Here is a 20,573-nt window from a genome sequence, read left to right on the forward strand (position 1 = left end):
GGCGCCCAGCAGCAGTGCCATCCCGCACCCTGGAGGAGAGCCAACGTGCCTCGTACCGCTAGGGACGTCGTCTTCGTCGACGGCGTCCGCACCCCGTTCGGCAAGGCGGGCCCGAAGGGCGTCTACCACGAGACCCGCGCCGACGACCTGGTCGTCAAGTGCATCCGGGAGCTGCTGCGCCGCAACCCGGACCTGGACCCTGCCAAGATCGACGAGGTCGCCCTCGCCGCGACCACCCAGATCGGCGACCAGGGCCTGACCCTGGGCCGTACCGCCGGCATCCTGGCGGGCCTTCCGCAGTCCGTGCCCGGCTTCTCCATCGACCGTATGTGCGCCGGCGCGATGACCGCCGTGACCAGCATCGCCGGCGGTGTCTCCTTCGGCGCGTACGACATCGCCGTCGCCGGTGGTGTCGAGCACATGGGCCGCCACCCCATGGGCGAGGCCGTGGACCCCAACCCGCGCTTCGTGTCGGAGAAGCTGGTCGACCAGTCCGCCCTGTTCATGGGCATGACGGCGGAGAACCTGCACGACCGCCTCCCGCACCTGACCAAGCAGCGCGCCGACGAGTACGCCGTGCGCTCCCAGGAGAAGGCCGCCAAGGCGTACGCCAACGGCAAGATCCAGGCCGACCTGGTGCCGATCTCCGTCCGCCGGACGAACGCCGAGGCGGGCGAGACCGGCTGGGGACTGGCCACCGCCGACGAGCCGATGCGTCCGGGCACGACCCTGGAGAACCTGGCCGGCCTGAAGACGCCGTTCCGCCCGCACGGGCGCGTGACCGCGGGCAACGCCGCCGGCCTCAACGACGGCGCCACCGCCTCGCTGATCGCCGCCGAGGACGTGGCGCGCGAGCTGGGCCTGCCGGTCAAGATGCGCCTGGTGGACTACGCGTTCGCCGGTGTGGAGCCCGAGGTCATGGGCATCGGCCCGGTCCCGGCCACCGAGAAGGCGCTGGCCAAGGCCGGTCTGACCATCGACGAGATCGGTCTGTTCGAGATCAACGAAGCCTTCGCGGTACAGGTGCTCTCGCTCCTGGACCACTACGGCATCGCGGACGACGACCCGCGCGTCAACCAGTACGGCGGCGCGATCGCCTTCGGCCACCCGCTCGCGTCGTCCGGCGTGCGTCTGATGACGCAGCTGGCCCGGCAGTTCGAGGAGCAGCCGAACGTCCGCTACGGCATCACCACCATGTGTGTCGGCTTCGGCATGGGCGGCACCGTGATCTGGGAAAACCCGCACTTCGAGGGGAACAAGTGACTACCACCGCAGAGCTTCTGAAGGGCGCGGCCGAGCTTTTTCCCGACGAGGTCGTGACCCAGGCGCATGTACGCCATCTCGACCTGCCGCAGGGCGCCGGCCGCTTCGCGCTGATCACGCTGGACAACGGCCTGGACCACACCAAGCCCACCACCTTCGGCCCCCAGTCGCTGGCGAACCTCGACGCCGCCATCGACCAGGTGGAGCAGGAGGCCGCGGACGGCTCGATCGTCGGTGTCGGCCTCACCGGCAAGCCGTTCATCTTCGCCGTCGGCGCCGACCTCAAGGGCGTCGAGCTGCTGAAGCAGCACGACGAGGCGCTCGCCATCGGCAAGGGCGGCCATGACGTCTTCAAGCGGCTGTCCGGCCTGGCCGTGCCGACCTTCGCGTACTACAACGGCGCGGCGATGGGCGGTGGCGTCGAGGTCGGTCTGCACTGCAGCTACCGCACCGTCTCCAAGGCGCTGCCGGCGTTCTCGCTGCCCGAGGTCTTCCTCGGCCTGGTCCCGGGCTGGGGCGGCTGTGTGCTGCTGCCGAACCTGATCGGCGCGGACCGCGCGGTGAGCGTGATCATCGAGAACTCGCTCAACCAGAACAAGCAGCTCAAGGGCCAGCAGGTCTTCGACCTCGGCATCGCTGACGCGATCTTCGAGGGCGCGGACTTCCTGGAGCAGTCGCTGATCTGGACCGCGGGCGTCCTCAAGGGCGAGACCGAGGTCGTACGGGCCGAGATCGACCGCGGTGCGGCCTGGGACGACGCCGTGGCGCGCGGCAAGGCCATCGCCGACGGCAAGGTGCACGGCGCGGCCCCGGCCGCCTACCGCGCGCTGGACATCATCGCCGCGGCCAAGGGCCTCGGCTCCGCCGACGAGGGCTTCGACGCCGAAACCGGCTTCGATCTCGAAAACGTGGCGCTCGCTGACCTGATCATGGGCGACGAGCTGCGCTCCGGCATCTACGCGTTCAACCTGGTGCAGAAGCGCGCCAAGCGTCCCGCCGGTGCGCCGGACAAGAACCTGGCCCGCCCGGTCACCAAGGTCGGTGTCGTCGGCGCCGGTCTGATGGCCTCGCAGCTGGCGCTGCTGTTCGCGCGCCGCCTCGAGGTCCCGGTCGTCCTCACGGACATCGACCAGGCCCGGATCGACAAGGGCGTGGAGTACGTCCACGGCGAGATCGACAAGCTGCTGCTCAAGGGCCGGGTGAACCAGGACAAGGCGAACCGCCTCAAGGGCCTGGTCTCCGGTCACCTCGACAAGGCCGCCGCCTTCGGCGACGCGGACTTCGTCATCGAGGCCGTCTTCGAGGAGATGGGCGTCAAGCAGCAGGTGTTCGCGGAGGTCGAGGCGGTCGTCCCGGAGCACGCGATCCTGGCGACCAACACCTCCTCCCTCTCGATCACCGAGATGGCGTCGAAGCTCAAGCACCCCGAGCGGGTCGTGGGCTTCCACTTCTTCAACCCGGTCGCGGTCCTGCCGCTGCTGGAGATCGTCCGGGCGGAGAAGACCGACGACGCGTCGCTGGCCACCGCATTCTCGGTCGCCAAGTCCCTGAAGAAGACGGCCGTGCTGGTGAAGGACGCCCCGGCGTTCGTCGTCAACCGCATCCTGACCCGCTTCATGGGCGAGATCCAGAACGTCATCGACGAGGGCACCCCGGTCGAGGTCGCCGAGAAGGCCATCGAGCCGCTCGGACTGCCGATGTCGCCGCTGGTGCTGCTGGAGCTGGTCGGCCCGGCGATCGGTCTGCATGTGTCGGAGACCCTCAACAAGGCGTTCCCCGAGCGCTTCAAGGTCTCGCCGAACCTCAAGGCCGTCGTCGAGGCGGGCAAGCGCGGCTTCTACGTCTACGACTCCGGCAAGCCGGAGCTGGACCCGGAGGTCGCCGCGCTCCTCAAGCAGGGCGATGCCGTCCTGACCGAGCAGCAGGTGCGGGACCGCGTCCTGGACGCCGTCGCGCAGGAGATCGGCCTGATGCTGGACGAGGGTGTCGTCGCCGAGCCGCAGGACATCGACCTGTGCCTGATCACCGGCGCCGGCTGGCCCTTCCACCTGGGCGGCATCACGCCGTACCTGGACCGCGAGGGCGTCTCCGAGCGGGTGACGGGCAAGAAGTTCCTGGCACCGGGCGTCGCGAGCCTGCCCGCGTAGGCGCGCGCAGGCAGTGCGGATGCGCGGGCCGGCTCGGCGGAGCCGGCCCGCGCATCCGTGTGTCCGGGAGCGGGGACGGTCGTGGGAGGCTGGCCGCATGGATTCCTTGGTGATCGTCGATGCCGCGAATGTCGTCGGCTCGGTGCCCGACGGCTGGTGGCGGGACCGGCACGGTGCGGCGGAGCGGTTGCGGGACGCGCTGCCCGAGTACGCCGCGACCGGGCTGCCGGGGCTGGTCGAACCTCCCCTGGAGATGGTCCTCGTGGTGGAGGGCGCAGCGCGCGGGGTGACGTCCGTCGAGGGCGTACGGGTGGTGTCCGCGGGCGGCAGCGGCGATGACCGGATCGTGCAGCTGGTGGCGGACGAGGGCGGCGGCCGGGAGTGTCTCGTGGTCACCGCGGACCGGGGACTGCGGGAGCGCGTCGAGGCGCTGGGCGCCCGGGTGACGGGGCCGCGCGCGGTGTGGGGCGGGGGCGGCGGCCGGCGGAACGGCGGAGCGCGGCATCGGGCTTAGGGGGCTTGGAGGGGGTCTCCGATGGGTCGGGGCAGGGCCCACGGCGTCCGGCACGGCACCGCCCCGCAGCCGCGGGCGACGCGGCATACGGGGCAGTTGGGGCGGCGGATGAAGGAGGGCGGGTCAAGTCCGGGCAAACGGCCGGTTTCAGCCCTTGCCACCGGCCCGGTTCCGGATGCCGAGGCGGCTGTGTGAGCGCCCGTAGACGAAGTAGATGCCGAAGCCGGCCACCATCCAGACGGCGAACCGGATCCAGGTCTCCGCGGGCAGATTGAGCATCAGCCACACCGAGGCCATGACGGACAGGATCGGCACCAGCGGCACCAGCGGGGTCCGGAAGGACCGCGGCAGGTCGGGCCGGGAGCGGCGGAGCAGGACGACACCGACAGCGACCACGACGAACGCGAACAGCGTGCCGATGTTGACCAGTTCGGCGAGTTCGTCGATCGAGGTGAAGCCCGCGACCACGGCGACGACGACACCCAGGACGACGGTCGACCGGTAGGGGGTGCCGTACCGCGGGTGGACCCGCGAGAAGACCTGCGGCAGCAGCCCGTCACGGCTCATCGCGAAGAACACCCGGCTCTGGCCGAGCAGCAGGATCATGCTGACCGTGGTCAGGCCGACGGCCGCGCCGAAGCTGATCACGCCCGCGTAGAAGGGTTGCCCGGAGGCTTTGAAGGCATCGGCGAGCGGGGCGTCGGTGGAGAGTTCGCTGTATTTCTGCATGCCGGTGACGACGATGGACACGGCGACGTACAGCAGCGTGCAGATGGCCAGCGAACCCAGGATGCCGCGCGGCACATCGCGCTGCGGAACGCGGGTCTCCTCCGCGGCGGTGGCCACGATGTCGAAGCCGATGAAGGCGAAGAAGACCACGGCCGCCGCGGCGAAGATGCCCATGGTGCCGAAATGGGCCGGGGTGAACCCGAACATCAACTGGACCAGCGGTGCGCCCAGCCCGTGGCCGCCCTCGCTCGGCTCGCTCGGCGGGACGAACGGCTCGTAGTTGGCACCGCTGATGAAGAAGGCGCCGACGACGATGACCAGCAGGACGACGGTGACCTTGATGGCGACGACCACCGCCGTCACCCGCGAGGACAGTTTCATCCCGAGGACCAGGATCGCGGTCAGCAAGAGCACCAGGATGCAGGCGAGCAGGTCGAAGCCGAACTGTCCCTCGTGCGTGCCCGACAGTCCCGCGGGGAGATGCACCCCGGCGGTGTCCAGGAGCGAGCGCACATAGCCGGACCAGCCGACGGCGACCACCGCACAGCCCAGCGCCATTTCCAGGATCAGGTCCCAGCCGATGATCCACGCGGGCAGCTCGCCGAGTGACGCGTACGAGAAGGTGTAGGCCGATCCCGCGACCGGCACGGTGGACGCGAACTCCGCGTAACACAGCGCCGCCAGCGCGCAGACCACGCCCGCGACGACGAAGGAGAGGGCGACGGAGGGACCGGCCTGTTCCTTGGCGATCTTGCCGGTGAGGACGAAGATGCCGGTACCGATGATGACGCCGACACCGAAGACGGTCAGGTCGAGTGCCGAGAGGGACTTCTTGAGCGAGTGCTCCGGCTCCTCGGTGTCCCGGATCGACTGCTCAACGGTCTTCGTCCGGAACAAGCCGCGATGGCGGCGTGCATCGTTCTTCGCGCCGTGCTGTGTGCTCATGCCGATACCTCGCTTCGCCCGGCCCCGCGCCCCCTGGGGGCACCTCCCAGCGGTAGCTGGGGGACTTCGGCCGGGAGGTGCCCCCAGCTCGATGTCCACCTGTCAGTGATTCGCTCGCTACGCTCGCTCATGGGCGAACCTCCGCCTCGACGACCCTCGCAACTCTCCTGAACTGACCGAGTCTCCGCAATGGCGGGAAACAGACAGGTACGGCGGGCCCTCGCGGGACGGGTATTCACCCGATGAGGCGTGGCGGCGGATATGCCGATGGGCCGGGCGGAACACCCGTACGGGTGGCCGGCCGGCCCATCGCGGTGGTGTGCGGATCAGTCGCGGGCGACCTCGGCGGGCCGGACCGCGCCCGTGGCGTCCGGAGCATCGGCGGCCTCCTCGGCGCCTGCCCCACGGTTGTCGATCCGGACGACAAGTCCCGTCACCTGCCGGGCGATATCCGGCGCGGTGAGCCCGATCTCCGCCATGACCTCCTTACGGGAGGCGTGGTCGAGGAACCGCTCGGGAATGCCGAAGTCACGCAGCGGGAGGTCCACACCGGCGTCCCGCAGCGACTGCGCGACGGCCGAACCGACGCCGCCGGTACGGATGTTGTCCTCGACGGTGACCACCACCCGGTGCTTGGCGGCGAGTCCCGGCAGCGCCGGGTCGACCGGCTTGACCCAGCGCGGGTCGACGACGGTGCTGGAGATGCCCTGCTTGTCGAGCAGATCGGCGACCTCCAGACACATCGGGGCGAGCGCGCCGACGGAGACCACCAGGACGTCCGGCTTGTCGGCCGAGGGCTTCCGCAGCAGGTCCATGCCGCCGATCTTCCCGACGGCGGGGACGGCCGGGCCGACGACGCCCTTGGAGTACCGCAGCACGGTCGGGGCGTCGTCCACCTTGACCGCCTCGCGCAGCTGGGCGCGCAGCTGCGCGGCGTCGCGCGGGGCGGCGATCCGCAGCGTGGGCACGACCTGGAGCATCGACATGTCCCACATGCCGTTGTGCGAGGCGCCGTCATCGCCGGTGACACCGGCCCGGTCGAGGACGAACGTCACTCCGCACTTGTGCAGCGCGACATCCATCAGGACCTGGTCGAAGGCCCGGTTGAGGAACGTCGCGTACACGGCGAAGACCGGGTGCACACCACCGGTGGCGAGACCCGCGGCGGAGGTGGCCGCATGCTGCTCGGCGATGCCGACGTCGTAGATACGGTCCGGGAACGCGTCCGCGAACTTCTTCAGGCCGACCGGCTGCAGCATGGCCGCGGTGATCGCGACGATGTCCTCGCGCTCCCGGCCGAGCTTGACCATCTCGTCGCCGAACACGGAGGTCCAGCTGGCGGCCGCGGTCTTGACCGGCAGGCCGGTGTCCGGGTGGATGACCGGTACGGCGTGGAAGCGGTCGGCCTCGTCCTGGACCGCGGGCTGGTAGCCGCGGCCCTTCTCCGTGAGGCAGTGCACGATGACGGGGCCGCCGAAGCGCTTGGCGCGGGCGAGCGCGGACTCCAGGGCCTCGATGTCATGGCCGTCGATCGGCCCGACGTACTTCAGGCCCAGGTCCTCGAACATGCCCTGCGGGGCGATGAAGTCCTTGAGGCCCTTCTTGGCGCCGTGCAGGGTCTCGTAGAGCGGCTTCCCGACGACGGGCGTGCGCTCCAGGATGTCCTTGCCACGGGCCAGGAAACGCTCGTAGCCGTCGGTGGTGCGGAGAGTGGCGAGGTGGTTGGCGAGGCCGCCGATGGTCGGGGCGTAGGAGCGCTCGTTGTCGTTGACGACGATGACGAGCGGGCGGTCCTTGGCGGCCGCGATGTTGTTGAGCGCCTCCCAGGCCATGCCGCCGGTGAGGGCCCCGTCACCGATCACCGCGACGACGTGGTCGCCCTTGCCGCGCACCTCGTTGGCCTTGGCGAGGCCGTCCGCCCAGCCCAGCACCGTCGAGGCATGGCTGTTCTCGATCACATCGTGGTCCGACTCGGCACGCGAGGGGTAGCCGGACAGCCCGCCCTTGGCCCGCAGCCTGGAGAAGTCCTGCCGACCGGTGAGCAGCTTGTGGACGTAGGACTGGTGCCCGGTGTCGAAGAGCACCCGGTCCTGCGGGGAGTGGAAGACCCGGTGCAGGGCGATGGTCAGCTCGACCACACCGAGGTTCGGCCCGAGGTGTCCGCCGGTCTTGGCGACCGCGTCAACGAGGAAGGTACGGATCTCCCCCGCCAGCTGCTCCAGCTGCTCCGGCCCAAGCCGGTCCAGATCGCGCGGTCCCCTGATGCGGGTCAGCAACGCCACCCCTGCCTCCTTGCTGTCGAGCTTCGAACGGGTCGAGCTAGCGATCAGATGAGTCTAATGTTCCGCCCGCTGCGGCTGCGGCCGGGCCTCGCGATGTATGTCACTCGGGTGATGGGACCCGATGCGGCCAAACGGAGCCGTTTCCGGACACGGGTCGGCCCCCACCCTTGATACCTGGTGGGGGCCGGTCCGGTCGGCGCGCGGACACGTGCGCCCGGAGCGCTGCCGCAGAAGAACGACGACCTGCGGTTACGTGCGCCCGGAGCGCCGCCGCAGTCCGACGACAGCCGGCACCCACGTGCGCCCGGAGCGCCGCCGCAGTCCGACGACAGCCGGCACCCACGTGCGCCCGGAGCGCCGCCGCAGTCGAACGACAGCCGGCATCTACGTGCGCCCCGCAGTCTTCTGCGTCCGCCGCGACACCGAGTCGATCACGACCGCCGCGAGCAGTACCGCGCCGGTGATCATGTACTGGATCTCACTGGCCATACCGAGCAGGTTCAGGCCCTGCTGGATGGACTGGATGACCAGCATGCCCAGCAGCGCGGACCAGATCTTGCCGCGGCCGCCGAAGAGGCTGGTGCCGCCGATGACGGCCGCCGCGATGACGTTCATCAGCGTGTTGCCGGCGCCCAGGTTCTTCGTCGCGCCACCGGAGAGGCTGGCGATGAAGAGTCCGCCGAAGGCGGCGAGCATGCCGGAGATCGCGAACACCGTGATACGGATCTTGTTCACGTTGATACCGGCCCGGCGGGCCGCCTCGGCGTTGCCGCCGACCGCGAAGATCTGCCGCCCGTAGGTGGTGCGGCGCACCACGAAGTCCGCGATGACCAGCACCGCGAGGAACAGCACCAGGGCCAGCGGGAGACCGCGGGCACCGGCCGGCTCGTTCAGGACGTAGGCGACGGCGAAAGCGAGCAACGCGACGACGCCGGAGCGCAGCAGGATCTCACCGAGCGGCCGGGCGGGCAGCGCGGCGGTCCTGCGGCGCTTGGCGTCCAGCAGCAGCGAGCCCGCGTAGGCGAGCACCGCGATCAGCGCGAGGCCATAGGCGGCGGCCTTGTCCTCGAAGTAGTAGCCGGTGAGGCTCTCCACCAGGCTGCCGCTGGGCGTGTTGATGGAGCCTTCGTTGCCCATCATCCAGATCTGCAGGCCGCTCCAGCCGAGGAAACCGGCCAGCGTGACGACGAACGCCGGGACACCGATCTTGGCGAAAAAGAAACCGTGCAGCGCGCCGATGGCGCACCCCGCGCCGATGGCGATCAGGACCGCGAGGACGTCATTGACGCCATTGGTGACGCCGAGCACGGCCCAGACCGCCGCGCCGACGCCCGCCACCGAGCCGACGGACAGGTCGATCTCGCCCAGCAGCAGGACGAAGACGATACCGACGGCCATGATGCCGAGGCCGGAGGTGTAGACGCCGATGTTCGCAAGGCTGTCGGCGGACAGGAAGCTGCTGTTGTTGACCTGGAAGACGATCGCGATGACGATCAGGCCGATGATCACCGGCAGGGAGCCCAGCTCACCACCGCGCACCCGGCGCTTGAAGTCACCGAGGTAGCCGGCGAAGCCCGCCTCGCGGACCAGCAGCCGGGGGTCGACGGCGGCCGACTGCAGGGCGTCGGCGGCCGCCGGCGCGGCCTCCGCAGCCGTGGCTTCCGTGTCCTCGGCAGACTGCTTCGTGAGATCACTCATCACCGGCCTCCTTCTTCACCTGGTCCGTACGCGCCTTGCGGCGGGTCACGGCGTTGTCCGACGCGCCGGTGATGGCGGCGATGATCTCTTCGTGGGAGGTGCCCTCGACGTCGAAGACACCGTTGTTGCGGCCCAGCCGCAGCACCGCGACCCGGTCCGCGACGGCCTGCACATCGGCCATGTTGTGGCTGATGAGGATGACGCCGAGGCCACGCTCACGCAGCCGCTCGACGAGGTCGAGGACCTGTGCGGTCTGCTCGACGCCGAGGGCGGCGGTGGGCTCGTCGAGGATGACGACCTTCGGGTCGCCGATCAGCGCGCGGGCGATCGCGACGACCTGCCGCTGGCCGCCGGAGAGCGCGGCGACGGGGATCCGCACGCTGGGGATGCGAATGGAGAGGGTGTCCAGCAGTTCCTTGGCCTGCTTCTCCATCGCGATCTCGTCCAGGACGCCCGCGGTACGGATCTCGCTGCCGAGGTAGAGGTTGGCGACCACATCGAGGTTGTCGCAGAGCGCGAGGTCCTGGTAGACGGTCGCTACGCCGAGTTCCTGGGCGTCGTGCGGCTTCTGGATGCCGACCGCGTTGCCCTCCCACTCGATGACGCCGTCGTCGACGGGGTGGACGCCGGAAATCGTCTTGACGAGCGTGGACTTGCCGGCGCCGTTGTCGCCGACGAGGGCGACCACCTCACCGGGGTGGATCTCCAGGGTGACGTCCGTGAGTGCCTGGACGGCGCCGAACCGCTTGGAGACTCCGCGCAACGCCAGCACAGGCGTAGCGGACACGTGAATCATCTCCTTCGCCGCCGTCACAACGGCGGGGATGGTGGTGCGAAGAGCGGGGTGTGCGGGGACGGTCCGGCGCTGCCCCGGGGGCGGGGGAAGTGGGGGCGGGCGCCGGACCGCGTTCGCGGGGCCGCGGGCTGTGCCGGGCGGCCCCGCGTGACCGGGGGTGCTACTTGATGCCGGCCGCCTCGCACGCCTTCTTGACGTCGGCCGTGCAGATCTGGCTCGCCTTGTAGACCTTGTCCTTGAGGATCGTGTCCTTGATGTTGTCCTTGGTCACGATCTCCGCGTCGTACAGCTTGGCGGGGATGCCCTTGACGTCACCGCTGAGGCTGTCGACCTTGGTGGGCGCCAGGGAGTCGATCTTTTCGCCCTTGAGCAGCTTGACCGCGATCTCGGCCGTGGTCTCCGCCTCCGGCTTGATCTGCTTGTAGATGGTGAACGCCTGGGTGCCCTTGAGGATCCGCTGCAGTCCCGCGAGCTCGGAGTCCTGGCCGCCGACCGGGACCTTCACGCCCTGCTGCTTGAGGGCGGTGATGATGCCGCCGGCCATACCGTCGTTGGCGGAGTAGACGCCCTGGAAGCCGTCCTTGCCGAGCGAGTCGATGGCGGCGCTCATCTTCTTGTTGGCCTCGTCCGGCGACCAGTCGGGGATGTCCTGCTCGTAGCTGATCTTCTTGACCTGCTTGTCGAGGACGCTGTGCGCGCCCTTCTTGAAGAACGGCGCGTTGGGGTCGGTCGGCGACCCGTTGATCATGACGACATTGCTGTCCTCGGCCTTGTCGCCGAGCGCCTTGACCAGCGCCTCGCCCTGGAGGCGGCCGATCTCCTCGTTGTCGTAGGAGACATAGGCGGAGATCTCCCCCTCGGCCAGCCGGTCGTACGCGACGACCTTGACGCCCTTCTTGGCGGCCTGGTTCACCCAGGACCTGGTGGCCTTGTAGTCGACGGCGTCCAGAATGATCACCTTCACACCCTGGGTGATCAGCGCGTCGAACTGCTTCTTCTGGGTCTGGGTCTCCTGCGCCGCGTTGTTGTACTTGACCGTGCAGTCGCTGCACAGTTCCTTGATCTTCGCCTCCATCAGCGGGCGGTCGAAGGTCTCGTAACGCGTGGTCTTGTTCTCCGGCAGCAGCAGACCGATGGCCTTGCCGTCGCCATCGTCGCTCTTGGCGCCGTCACCGGCCTTGCCACAGGCGGCCACGGAGAGCGCCATCGAGACGGCGGCGGTGCCTATGACGACGCGACGCGTCCAAAGGTTCATTGGGGTTGCCTCCCTGACGAGGCCGCGTCGTTGCGGCCGAGGTGGCTGGAAGTCAACTCGGCCGTCAGCCGACCGTCAAGGAGTAAACCCTTAACGAGATGACAACGGTGCCATGCGTTAGCTGTGTGAACTCAATGCGTTCACGCTATGGCGGGTGCGTCCACGGCCTGGACACCGTCGAGAAGCGTCGAATCGCCCATCTCGCTCAGCACCAGCGCGAGCGCTCCCAGCACCTCGGCCCGGCCGCCGAGCGTGCCCGTCACGATCCCCAACTGCCGTGCCGCGCTGGGGATTGCGTACCGCGACACCGACTCGCGGATCGGCGCCAGCACCAGCTCCCCGGCCTCGGCGAGATCGCCGCCCAGCACCACCCTGCTCGGATTGAGCAGATTACACAAATTGGCCACGCCGCTGCCGATATGGCGGCCCACGTCCGCGACGACCCGCCGGCAGCCCGGATCGCCCTCGCGGGCCAGCTGGACCACCCGGGGCATGGTCAGATCGGGGCCGTGGCTCGGCTGCAGCAGCGGGAGCACGTACCGGGCGGCGGTGAAGGTCTCCAGGCAGCCGCGGTTGCCGCAGCGGCACACCGGGCCCGCCTCGTCCAGGGTGATATGTCCGATCTCGCCCGCCGTACCGCCCGGCCCGCGGTAGATCTGCCCGCTTATCACCAGTCCCGCGCCGACACCGCTCGCGACCTTGATGTACGCGAGGTCGGAGGCTCCCCGGCCGCCGCCCCACACCAGCTCGCCCAGCGCGCCGAGGTTGGCGTCGTTGTCGACGTAGACGGGCACGCCGAGGCGCTCGGACAGCTCCTGGCTGGGGTTGGTGCCGGACCAGCCCGGCAGGATCGCCGTCGACCCGAGGGTCCCGGATTCGACGTCGATGGGACCCGGTACACCGAGACCGACACCGATGACCTTGCCCGGGTTGATCCCGGTCGTCTCGATCAGCCTGCTCACCAGATGTTCCGCCCGGTCGAAGCCCTCCGCGGCGGAGGCGTCCACATCGATCGGCTCGGACTCCTCGGCCAGCACCTGGTGCGCCAGGTTGCCGACCGCCACCCGTAGATGGGAGTGGCCGAAATCGACGCCTACGACGATGCCCGCGTCGCCGGAGAGCGAGACGCTGCGCGCCCGCCGGCCGCCCGCAGAGGTGGGCGTCACCTCGACGGTGCCGCTGTCCTTCAACTCACGAACGATGTTGGAGACCGTGGCCGCGGACAGCCCGGTGCTCCGGGCGATCTCCGCCTGGGTGAGCGAGCCCGCCATACGTACCGCGCGTACCACCCGCTCCAGATTGGCCCGGTGCAGCGAGGACTGCGATCCCGGAGTCTCCATCGACTCATCCACTCCCGCCTGCGGCGGCCGGCACGACGACCGGCCGCCGGGCCGGGCCACAGCAGCGGGGCCCGGCTTGTCTCCAACATGTGAATCTAAGCTGAGCGGCCCGAGCCACGTCCCGTCAAGCCCTTTGAGACGGCGAGAGAGAACTGGAGGGAAGGGGAACAGGCGGTGTGGGCGGTTTGCGTGTTTGATCACGTCGGGTAGCGGGGTGACGCCGGTCTGCGACCCTGGAGCGGGGCGGGGCGAGCGCGCGCCGGTACGAGGCGGGCCGCCGTGTGAGCGCGCGCACCGCTGCGTGGCGGGGCCTGCCGTCAAGGCGCCGGTCGGCTACTTGAGCGCACCGGCCGTCAGACCGGCCACCACCTGCCGCTGGAAGATGATGTACGCCGCGAGCACCGGCAGCATCGCGATGGTCAGGCCCGCGAACAGCCCCGACCAGTCCCCCTTGTAGCCCTGGCTCACCGCCAGCGCCACCAGTCCCTGCGTCAGCATCTTCTTGTCCGGGTCGCCGACGTTGAGCACCGTCGGCAGCAGATACTGATTCCACTGCCCGAGGAAATTGAAGATGCCGACGCTGATCAGGCCGGGCTTGGCCATCGGCAGCATCACCTGGAAGAACGTCCGGGTGTGCGAGGCGCCGTCGATGAGTGCCGCCTCGGCCACCGACGTCGGCAGCGTTTTGAAGAATCCGCACAGGAAGAAGACCGTGAACGGCAGCGAGTAGCCGATATAGACCAGGATCAGGCCGTGATAGGTGTCCAGCAGGGTCATGTTCTGCATGACGAAGAACAGCGGGACCAGCGCCAGAATGACCGGGAAGCCCATCCCGCCGACGAACAGGAAGTACAGGAAGCGGTTGCCCGGGAAGTCGAAACGGGCCAGCACATACGCCGTCATCGCCCCCAGCAGCATTGTGCCGATCAGCGAACCGCCCACCACGATGAGCGAGTTGAGGAAGTACTGGCCCATGTTCGCCTTGTCCCAGGCGCGCGACCAGTTGTCGAAATGCAGGACCGACGGCAGCCCCCAGGGCGATCCGAAGATCTCGCCGTCGTCCTTGAAGGAGCTGACCACCGCCCACAGCAGCGGCATGGTGACCAACAGGCCCCAGATCACCAGCACCCCGTGGGAGAAGACATTGAGGACCCTGCCCTCGCCGCCCTTCTTCTCGTTCGCGGTGCCCGATTTCGTCATGCCCGGGAGGTCCGCGGGGTCCGTGTGCGCACTCATCAGAACTCCAGTCGCTCGCGCCGTCCCAGCCGCATGACGATGGCCGAGAAGATCAGGGTCACAATCAGCAGGGAAACGCCGATGGAGGTCGCGTAACCGGCCTGACCGTCACGGAAGGTCTTCTGGTACACGTACAGCGGAAGGACCTCGGTCGAATAGTCGGGGCCGCCCGGACCGACGCTCATGATCTGTACGAACGCGAAGGCCGACACATCCAGCGCGAGGATGCCCATATAGATCCAGCCGGTTTGCACGGTGTCCCACAGCAGCGGCAGCGTGATGCGGAAGAACGTGTTCAGGCGGTTCGCGCCGTCCAGCAGCGCGGCCTCGTAGAAGTCCTTCGGAATGGAGCTCATACCGGCCGAGAAGAGCACGACGTAGAAGCCGACGTTGGCCCACACCATCGCGGCCATCACACACCACAGTGCGAGCTGCGGATCGCCCAGCCAGTCCGGCTGCACAGTGTCGAGGCCGATCGCCTGGAAGAACGCGTTGAGCGCACCGCTCTCCGGGTTGTAGGCGAACTGGAAGAGCAGCGCGACGATCGGGATCGACAGCACCTGCGGGAAGAAGTAGAGAATCTTGTACGCGCCCGATCCTCGTACTCCGCCGATGACCGCCTTCTTCCGGCGGCGGCCGCCGACATTGAGCATGAAGGCGAAGAAGAGCCCGAGCGAGAGCGTCACCACCGGCAGCAGAAGCAGCAGCGTCACGCTGTTCCCCACTGCGGCCCAGAAGATGTCGTCCTGGAAGAGGCGTGCGTAGTTGCCGAAGCCGACCATCTTCATGTCCGGACTGAGTCCGGTCCAGTCCGTGAAGGAGTAGTAGATGGCCTGCACGAACGGCGATATCACGAAGATCGCATAAATCGCCAGCGGGAGCACCAAGAATCCCGCGATGAAACGGTACTTACCGTGCTGCATGACTACCGATCCCGTTCTCTCCGTGGGGGTACCTCCCACGCATGGGGTCCCCCGCGCATGGGGCCCCACGCATGGGGGTCCCCCACGCGAGCGAAGCCGAGCGTGGGGGAGAAGCCGAGCGCGGGGGAGGACGCCGCCGCTGGTGACGCCCCGAACTCAGCGGTTCGAACACATCGGTCAGCGCTTGTACTTCTTGACACTGGAGTCGTCGCGGGTGTCGTCCGCATACTTCTGGATCTTGTTGATGGCCTCGTCGGGCGTCAGCCGGCCGGCCATCATCTCGCCCAGCGCGCCGACCCCGATCCGCTCCTTCTGCAGCGCCACATACCAGTCCTGGAGCCGCGGATTGACGATGTTCGAGCCGGCCTTCTGCAGTGCCGCCTGCGCCGAGGCCAGGCCGGGCGGCAACGTGATTCCCCCGGTGCCTCCGTTGAACGAGGTGAGCGAGGAGACCTGCTTGATGAAATTCTGCGAGGACTTGTTGCCGAGCATGATGCGCAGCAGTTCCATACCGCCCTCGGCGTTGCTCGCCTTTCTGGGGACGATGAACGGTTCGCCGCCCGAGGCCCAGATGGTGCCGTACGGCATTTTGTCGGAGGCGGAGAGACTGGACGGCGCGCCGACCGCGAGACCGAAGTCCGGGTTCTTCTCGATCTGCTTGGCGGACTCGTTCTCCACCCATGACCCGTTGGGGATGAACAGCGCCTTGCCCTCGGCCCATGCCTTCTGCGACTGGAGGTGGTCGAGGCCGGGCGAGCCCTTGAGGACATAGCCCTTCTTGTAGAGCTCGTAGTACGCGTCGAACGCCGCCTTGACCGCCGGGTCCTTCCAGGCGTTCGGCTCCAGATTGTCGATCTTCCGCAGGACCTCCGTGCCGCCGATCTTGGCGATGAAGGGGTAGAGGCTGAAGGGCAGGTAGTAGGGGTACTTGCCCGGGTACGTCCAGCCCGCGATGCCCTTCTTCTTGGCCTTGGCGCACAGGGCGAGCATGTCGCCCCAGGTCTCCGGGTATTCCGCGTCCAGCTTTCGCAGATTTCCCTTGGAGTACCAGACGCCGTAGACCGTGTAGGCGTAGTACAGGATCCAGGTTTCCTTGCCTCCGAACTGGCCCATCTCGACGACGCCGGGGCGCAGTGTGTCCCGGACCTTCTTGTCCGGGTCATCGATCGAGGGGGCGTCGAGAAGGGGGGTGAGATCGGTGAGCTGGTCCTTGGCGACCAGAGTGCCGAAGTCCATCTGTTCCGCGCCGGAGTTGTCGACGAGATCCGGGGGATTTCCGCCGTTGAAGCGCGGCTGGAGCGTCGACTGGATCTTCTGGGTGGAGGAGAGTTTGATCTTGCCTTCGGTCTTGGGGAAAGCCTTGATGTACTCCGCTTGGGCGTCCTTCGCGTACTTGTCGCCGAATCCGCCGTCGAAGATGACGACATCGAGGCCGGCGGACTCATTGACCGCGAGTGGATTCTTGGCCGATTTCTTGCCCTTCTCGACCTTCTCGCCGCCACCGCTGCCGGCGCCGGCGCACGCCGACAGCACACTCATGGCCGGAACGGCGACGATCCCCAGGGCCGCGGCCCGCTTGACCAGATCGCGGCGGTTGAATTCCGAGGTGGATCCCATGCTCAAGTCCTCGCCTTCTTCAGGACTCAGGCGGTGTACCGGAGCCACCCCGGCACCGCAGGTCAGGTGAAGCTGAGTTGTACGGGATGTGCACCGGGCACGCTGGGAAATTGCCGGGAAATCACTCTGCCCCCGCGTTTCCCCCCGGATCCACGGCCATGTTCACACAGCCGATCGGACGCCGACAGGTATAGTCCACTTCCAGCCGATCGGGCAAGATCGAATGCATGGTCGACCGCCACTTTTTCCTAGTTGAGACCTCCCCGGCGGGCGGCGGATCCACCCATGGTTCACCCGTCGGACCGACCCGGGGCTCCGCGGCTCACGGATCACGGCGACACCCTTGACACCAAAGTCCCCACGCACCTTACTTATCTCTGCGTTATCCAACTGACAACGATGTCAATCTCGTTGAGAGGGCTCGCGTGCGGCTCAGACACCGGCACAGTCCACTGCGGGGGATCGCCCGCCCCACCGCCCTCGCGGCGGCCGCTCTGCTCGTCATCACGCTGCCCGGCCCGGCCGAGGCCGCACCACCCCAATTACCCAGGAAAACAACGGGGTTCAGCTCCTCCTTCGAGTCCGGAGACCCCCGGCCGGACTGGACCGACACTCCCGAAACCGGACCGGACGGAGAGCCGCGGACCTCCGGCGTCACTCCGGAGACCAACCCCGCCGCCCCCGGAATGACCAGCCGGACCGACACCGGCCCCGCCGACTCCCCCACCGCCAAGGCGCACGCCGGTTTCTCCGGCGGCCACGCCCTGCGCTACGGCGGCACCCACACCGCCGCCGGCCGCGGCTACGCGTACAACAGGATCTTTGACGTCCATGTGCCCGTCACCTCGGCCACGTCCCTCTCCTACAAGCTCTTCCCGGAGATGGCCACCACCGACCTGGCCTACCCGGCGACCCATGCCGCCGTGGATCTGGCCTTCACCGACGGCACCTACCTCAGCGAACTGCACGCCGTCGACCAGTACGGCGCGCCCTTGACGCCCCAGGGCCAGGCCGCCGCCAAGACCCTCTACGTCAACCAGTGGAACAACCGGGAATCACGGATCGGCGCGGTCGCGGCCGGTAAGACCATCGACCGGATCCTGATCGCCTACGACGCGCCGTCGGCACCGAAGACCGCTCCGTCCTTCCGTGGCTGGGTCGATGACCTCACCATCGCCCCCAAGGCCCCGGAGAAACGCCTGGCGCATCTCTCCGACTACGCGGTGACCACCCGCGGCACTCTCTCCAGCGGCAGCTTCTCGCGCGGTAACACCTTCCCCGCCACCGCCGTCCCCAACGGCTTCAACTTCTGGACGCCGGTGACCAACGCGGGCTCGTCCGATTGGCTCTACGAATACGCGCGGAAGAACAACGCCGACAATCTCCCGACGCTCCAGGCATTCAGCGCCAGCCATGAGCCGAGCCCCTGGATGGGCGACCGGCAGACGTTCCAGGTCATGCCGTCCGCCGCGGCCGGAGTCCCGGACGCCTCGCGCTCCGCACGCGCGCTGCCCTTCCACCACGCCAACGAGATCGCCAAGCCGCACTACTACGGCGTCACCTTCGACAACGGCCTCAAGGCGGAGATCACCCCGACCGATCACGCCGCGATGATGCGTTTCACCTTCCCCGGCGACGACGCGAGCCTGATCTTCGACAACGTCAACAACGAGGGCGGACTGAGCCTCTCTGTCGAGCAGGGAGTGGTCACCGGCTACTCCGACGTCAAAAGCGGCCTGTCAGTAGGAGCCACCCGCCTCTTCGTCTACGGCGTCTTCGACGCGCCGGTCACCAGCGGCGGCAGGCTCGACGGCGGCGGAGGCAAGGACGTCACCGGCTATCTGCGCTTCAAACCGGGCGCGGACCGTACGGTGACCATGCGGATCGCCACCTCCCTCATCGGCGTCGACCAGGCGAGGGCGAATCTGTCCCGCGAGATTCCGGACGGCACCTCCTTCGCGCGCGTCAAGGACCGTGCACAGAAGCAGTGGGACGACATCCTCGGCCGCATCGAGGTCGAGGGCGCCGGCCGCGACCAGCTGACCACCCTCTACTCCAACCTCTATCGCCTCTACCTCTACCCCAACTCCGGCTCGGAACAGGTCGGTTCACGTATCCGCTATGCCAGCCCGTTCTCCCCGCAGGTGGGTCCGGACACCCCCACCCACACCGGCTCGAAGATCGTCGACGGTGCGGTGTATGTCAACAACGGATTCTGGGACACCTACCGGACCACCTGGCCCGCGTATTCCCTCCTCACCCCGAAACGGGCGGGGAAAATGGTCGACGGTTTCGTCCAGCAGTACAAGGACGGCGGCTGGATCTCCCGCTGGTCCTCCCCCGGCTATGCGGATCTGATGACCGGTACGAGTTCCGATGTGGCCTTCGCCGACGCCTACGCCAAGGGGGTGAAATTCGATGCCGAATCGGCCTATGAAGCGGCCCTCAAGAACGCCACCGTCGCTCCGCCGAGCCCCGGCGTCGGCCGTAAGGGCATGACCACTTCCCCCTTCCTCGGCTATACGAGCACCGATACCCGCGAGGGCGCGTCCTGGGCACTGGAGGGCTATCTCAACGACTTCGGCATCTCCCGCATGGGCAAAGCCCTCTACGCCAAGACCCACAACCCCCGCTACAAAGAAGAATCCGACTACTTCCTGGGCCGCGCCCAGAACTACGTCAAACTCTTCGACGACCGGGTCGGCTTCTTCCAGGGCAAGGACGAGAAGGGCGACTGGCGGCTGCCCGCCGACCGGTTCGACCCCCGGGTCTGGGGTCATGACTACACCGAGACCAACGCCTGGAGCTTCGCCTTCACCGCGCCCCAGGACACCCGGGGGCTGGCCAACCTGTATGGCGGCCGGGCCGCCCTGGCCGAGAAGCTGGATGCGTACTTCGCCACCCCGGAGACCGCCGCCAAGGAATTCGCCGGCTCCTACGGCCATGTCATCCACGAGATGACCGAGGCCCGCGACACCCGTATGGGTATGTACGGCCACAGCAACCAGCCGTCCCACCACATCGCCTACACCTACAACGCCGCCGGGCAACCGTACAAAACCCAGGAAAAGGTCCGCGACGTGCTGAGCCGCCTCTATCTCGGCAGCGAGATCGGCCAGGGATATCCGGGCGACGAGGACAACGGCGAGATGTCCGCCTGGTATGTCTTCAGCTCACTCGGCTTCTATCCGCTGGTGATGGGCCAGGGCGAATACGCGGTGGGCTCCCCGCTGTTCACCAAGGCCACCGTCCATCTGGAGAACGGCCACGACCTCGTCATCAAGGCCCCCCACAACAACCCCGAGAACATCTACGTCCAAGGTCTGCGGGTCAACGGCAAACCCTGGAATTCCACGGCCCTGCCGCATTCGCTCCTGGCCCGCGGCGGCACCCTCGAATTCACCATGGGCGCCCAACCCTCCGCCTGGGGCACCGGCAAGAACGCCGCCCCGACGTCCATCACCCGGGACGACAAGGTCCCCAGCCCACCCGGCGACGTAGCCGACCCCGACCACGGCCCCCTCTACGACAACACCTCCGCCACCTCGGCGCCCCTCACCGGGACACCGGTGGACCTGAAGAAGGCCACCCGGGTCACCTCGTACACCCTCACCTCGGCCGACCGGGCCACCGCCCCCACCGGCTGGCGGCTGGAGGGCTCCACCGACGGCGAGCGGTGGACACCGCTCGACCACCGCACGGACGAGCCCTTCACCTGGAACCGCCAGACCCGGGTCTTCACCGTCGACCGGCCCGGCAGCTACCGGCATTACCGCCTGGTGCCGGACTCCCGGTCCACCCTCGCCGAGGTCGAGCTGCTCGCGTAGC

General features: G+C 68.2%; 13 protein-coding genes. 4 read left to right on the forward strand and 9 right to left on the reverse strand.

Annotated elements, in window-relative coordinates:
- Positions 1-45: 45 nt before the first annotated feature.
- The 3 genes from K9S39_RS12565 to K9S39_RS12575 all read left to right on the forward strand — a co-directional run bounded on the left by K9S39_RS12565 (position 46) and on the right by K9S39_RS12575 (position 3,924).
- Complete coding sequence (locus K9S39_RS12565; protein ID WP_248863426.1) at positions 46-1,263, forward strand: thiolase family protein; 1,218 nt, start codon at positions 46-48, stop codon at positions 1,261-1,263.
- Positions 1,260-3,410 carry a 3-hydroxyacyl-CoA dehydrogenase NAD-binding domain-containing protein gene (locus K9S39_RS12570; RefSeq protein ID WP_248863427.1) on the forward strand — a complete coding sequence of 717 codons (2,151 nt, stop codon included), beginning with the start codon at positions 1,260-1,262 and terminating at the stop codon, positions 3,408-3,410. Before K9S39_RS12565 ends, K9S39_RS12570 begins: the two co-directional genes overlap by 4 nt.
- Before the next feature lie 97 nt (positions 3,411-3,507).
- The gene (locus K9S39_RS12575; protein ID WP_248863428.1) at positions 3,508-3,924 is read left to right on the forward strand and encodes a PIN domain-containing protein; all 417 of its coding nucleotides are present in this window, start codon (positions 3,508-3,510) and stop codon (positions 3,922-3,924) included.
- Positions 3,925-4,071: 147 nt separating this feature from the next.
- On the opposite strand, the gene K9S39_RS12580 is transcribed toward K9S39_RS12575, so the two are convergent.
- The 9 genes from K9S39_RS12580 to ngcE form a co-directional block, all read right to left on the reverse strand.
- Positions 4,072-5,598 (reverse strand): amino acid permease, encoded by a 1,527-nt coding sequence (locus K9S39_RS12580; RefSeq protein WP_248863429.1) that lies wholly within the window; start codon positions 5,596-5,598, stop codon positions 4,072-4,074.
- Between the two features lie 326 nt (positions 5,599-5,924).
- A complete protein-coding gene (gene dxs / locus K9S39_RS12585) occupies positions 5,925-7,880 on the reverse strand; it encodes a 1-deoxy-D-xylulose-5-phosphate synthase (RefSeq protein ID WP_248863430.1) in 1,956 nt (651 codons plus the stop codon).
- A 384-nt stretch (positions 7,881-8,264) separates the two neighbouring features.
- Positions 8,265-9,578 carry a sugar ABC transporter permease gene (locus K9S39_RS12590; protein ID WP_248863431.1) on the reverse strand — a complete coding sequence of 438 codons (1,314 nt, stop codon included), beginning with the start codon at positions 9,576-9,578 and terminating at the stop codon, positions 8,265-8,267.
- Complete coding sequence (locus K9S39_RS12595; protein WP_248863432.1) at positions 9,571-10,374, reverse strand: ATP-binding cassette domain-containing protein; 804 nt, start codon at positions 10,372-10,374, stop codon at positions 9,571-9,573. Before K9S39_RS12595 ends, K9S39_RS12590 begins: the two co-directional genes overlap by 8 nt.
- A gap of 160 nt (positions 10,375-10,534) precedes the next feature.
- Entirely contained in the window at positions 10,535-11,629 is a 1,095-nt protein-coding gene (locus K9S39_RS12600) for a substrate-binding domain-containing protein (RefSeq protein ID WP_248863433.1), read from the reverse strand.
- Between the two features lie 140 nt (positions 11,630-11,769).
- Complete coding sequence (locus K9S39_RS12605; RefSeq protein WP_248863434.1) at positions 11,770-12,969, reverse strand: ROK family transcriptional regulator; 1,200 nt, start codon at positions 12,967-12,969, stop codon at positions 11,770-11,772.
- 333 nt (positions 12,970-13,302) lie between these two features.
- Positions 13,303-14,169 carry a carbohydrate ABC transporter permease gene (locus K9S39_RS12610; protein ID WP_248868711.1) on the reverse strand — a complete coding sequence of 289 codons (867 nt, stop codon included), beginning with the start codon at positions 14,167-14,169 and terminating at the stop codon, positions 13,303-13,305.
- 35 nt (positions 14,170-14,204) lie between these two features.
- Positions 14,205-15,128: a carbohydrate ABC transporter permease gene (locus tag K9S39_RS12615; RefSeq protein ID WP_248863435.1), complete on the reverse strand. Its 924-nt coding sequence runs from the start codon at positions 15,126-15,128 to the stop codon at positions 14,205-14,207.
- A 177-nt stretch (positions 15,129-15,305) separates the two neighbouring features.
- Complete coding sequence (ngcE, locus tag K9S39_RS12620; RefSeq protein ID WP_248863436.1) at positions 15,306-16,745, reverse strand: N-acetylglucosamine/diacetylchitobiose ABC transporter substrate-binding protein; 1,440 nt, start codon at positions 16,743-16,745, stop codon at positions 15,306-15,308.
- Positions 16,746-17,170: 425 nt separating this feature from the next.
- On the opposite strand from ngcE, the gene K9S39_RS12625 reads away from it, so the two are divergent.
- A complete protein-coding gene (locus tag K9S39_RS12625; RefSeq protein WP_248863437.1) occupies positions 17,171-20,572 on the forward strand; it encodes a GH92 family glycosyl hydrolase in 3,402 nt (1,133 codons plus the stop codon).
- Position 20,573 lies beyond the last annotated feature (1 nt).

Source organism: Streptomyces halobius (genome assembly GCF_023277745.1).
Classification (GTDB): Bacteria; Actinomycetota; Actinomycetes; order Streptomycetales; family Streptomycetaceae; genus Streptomyces; species Streptomyces halobius.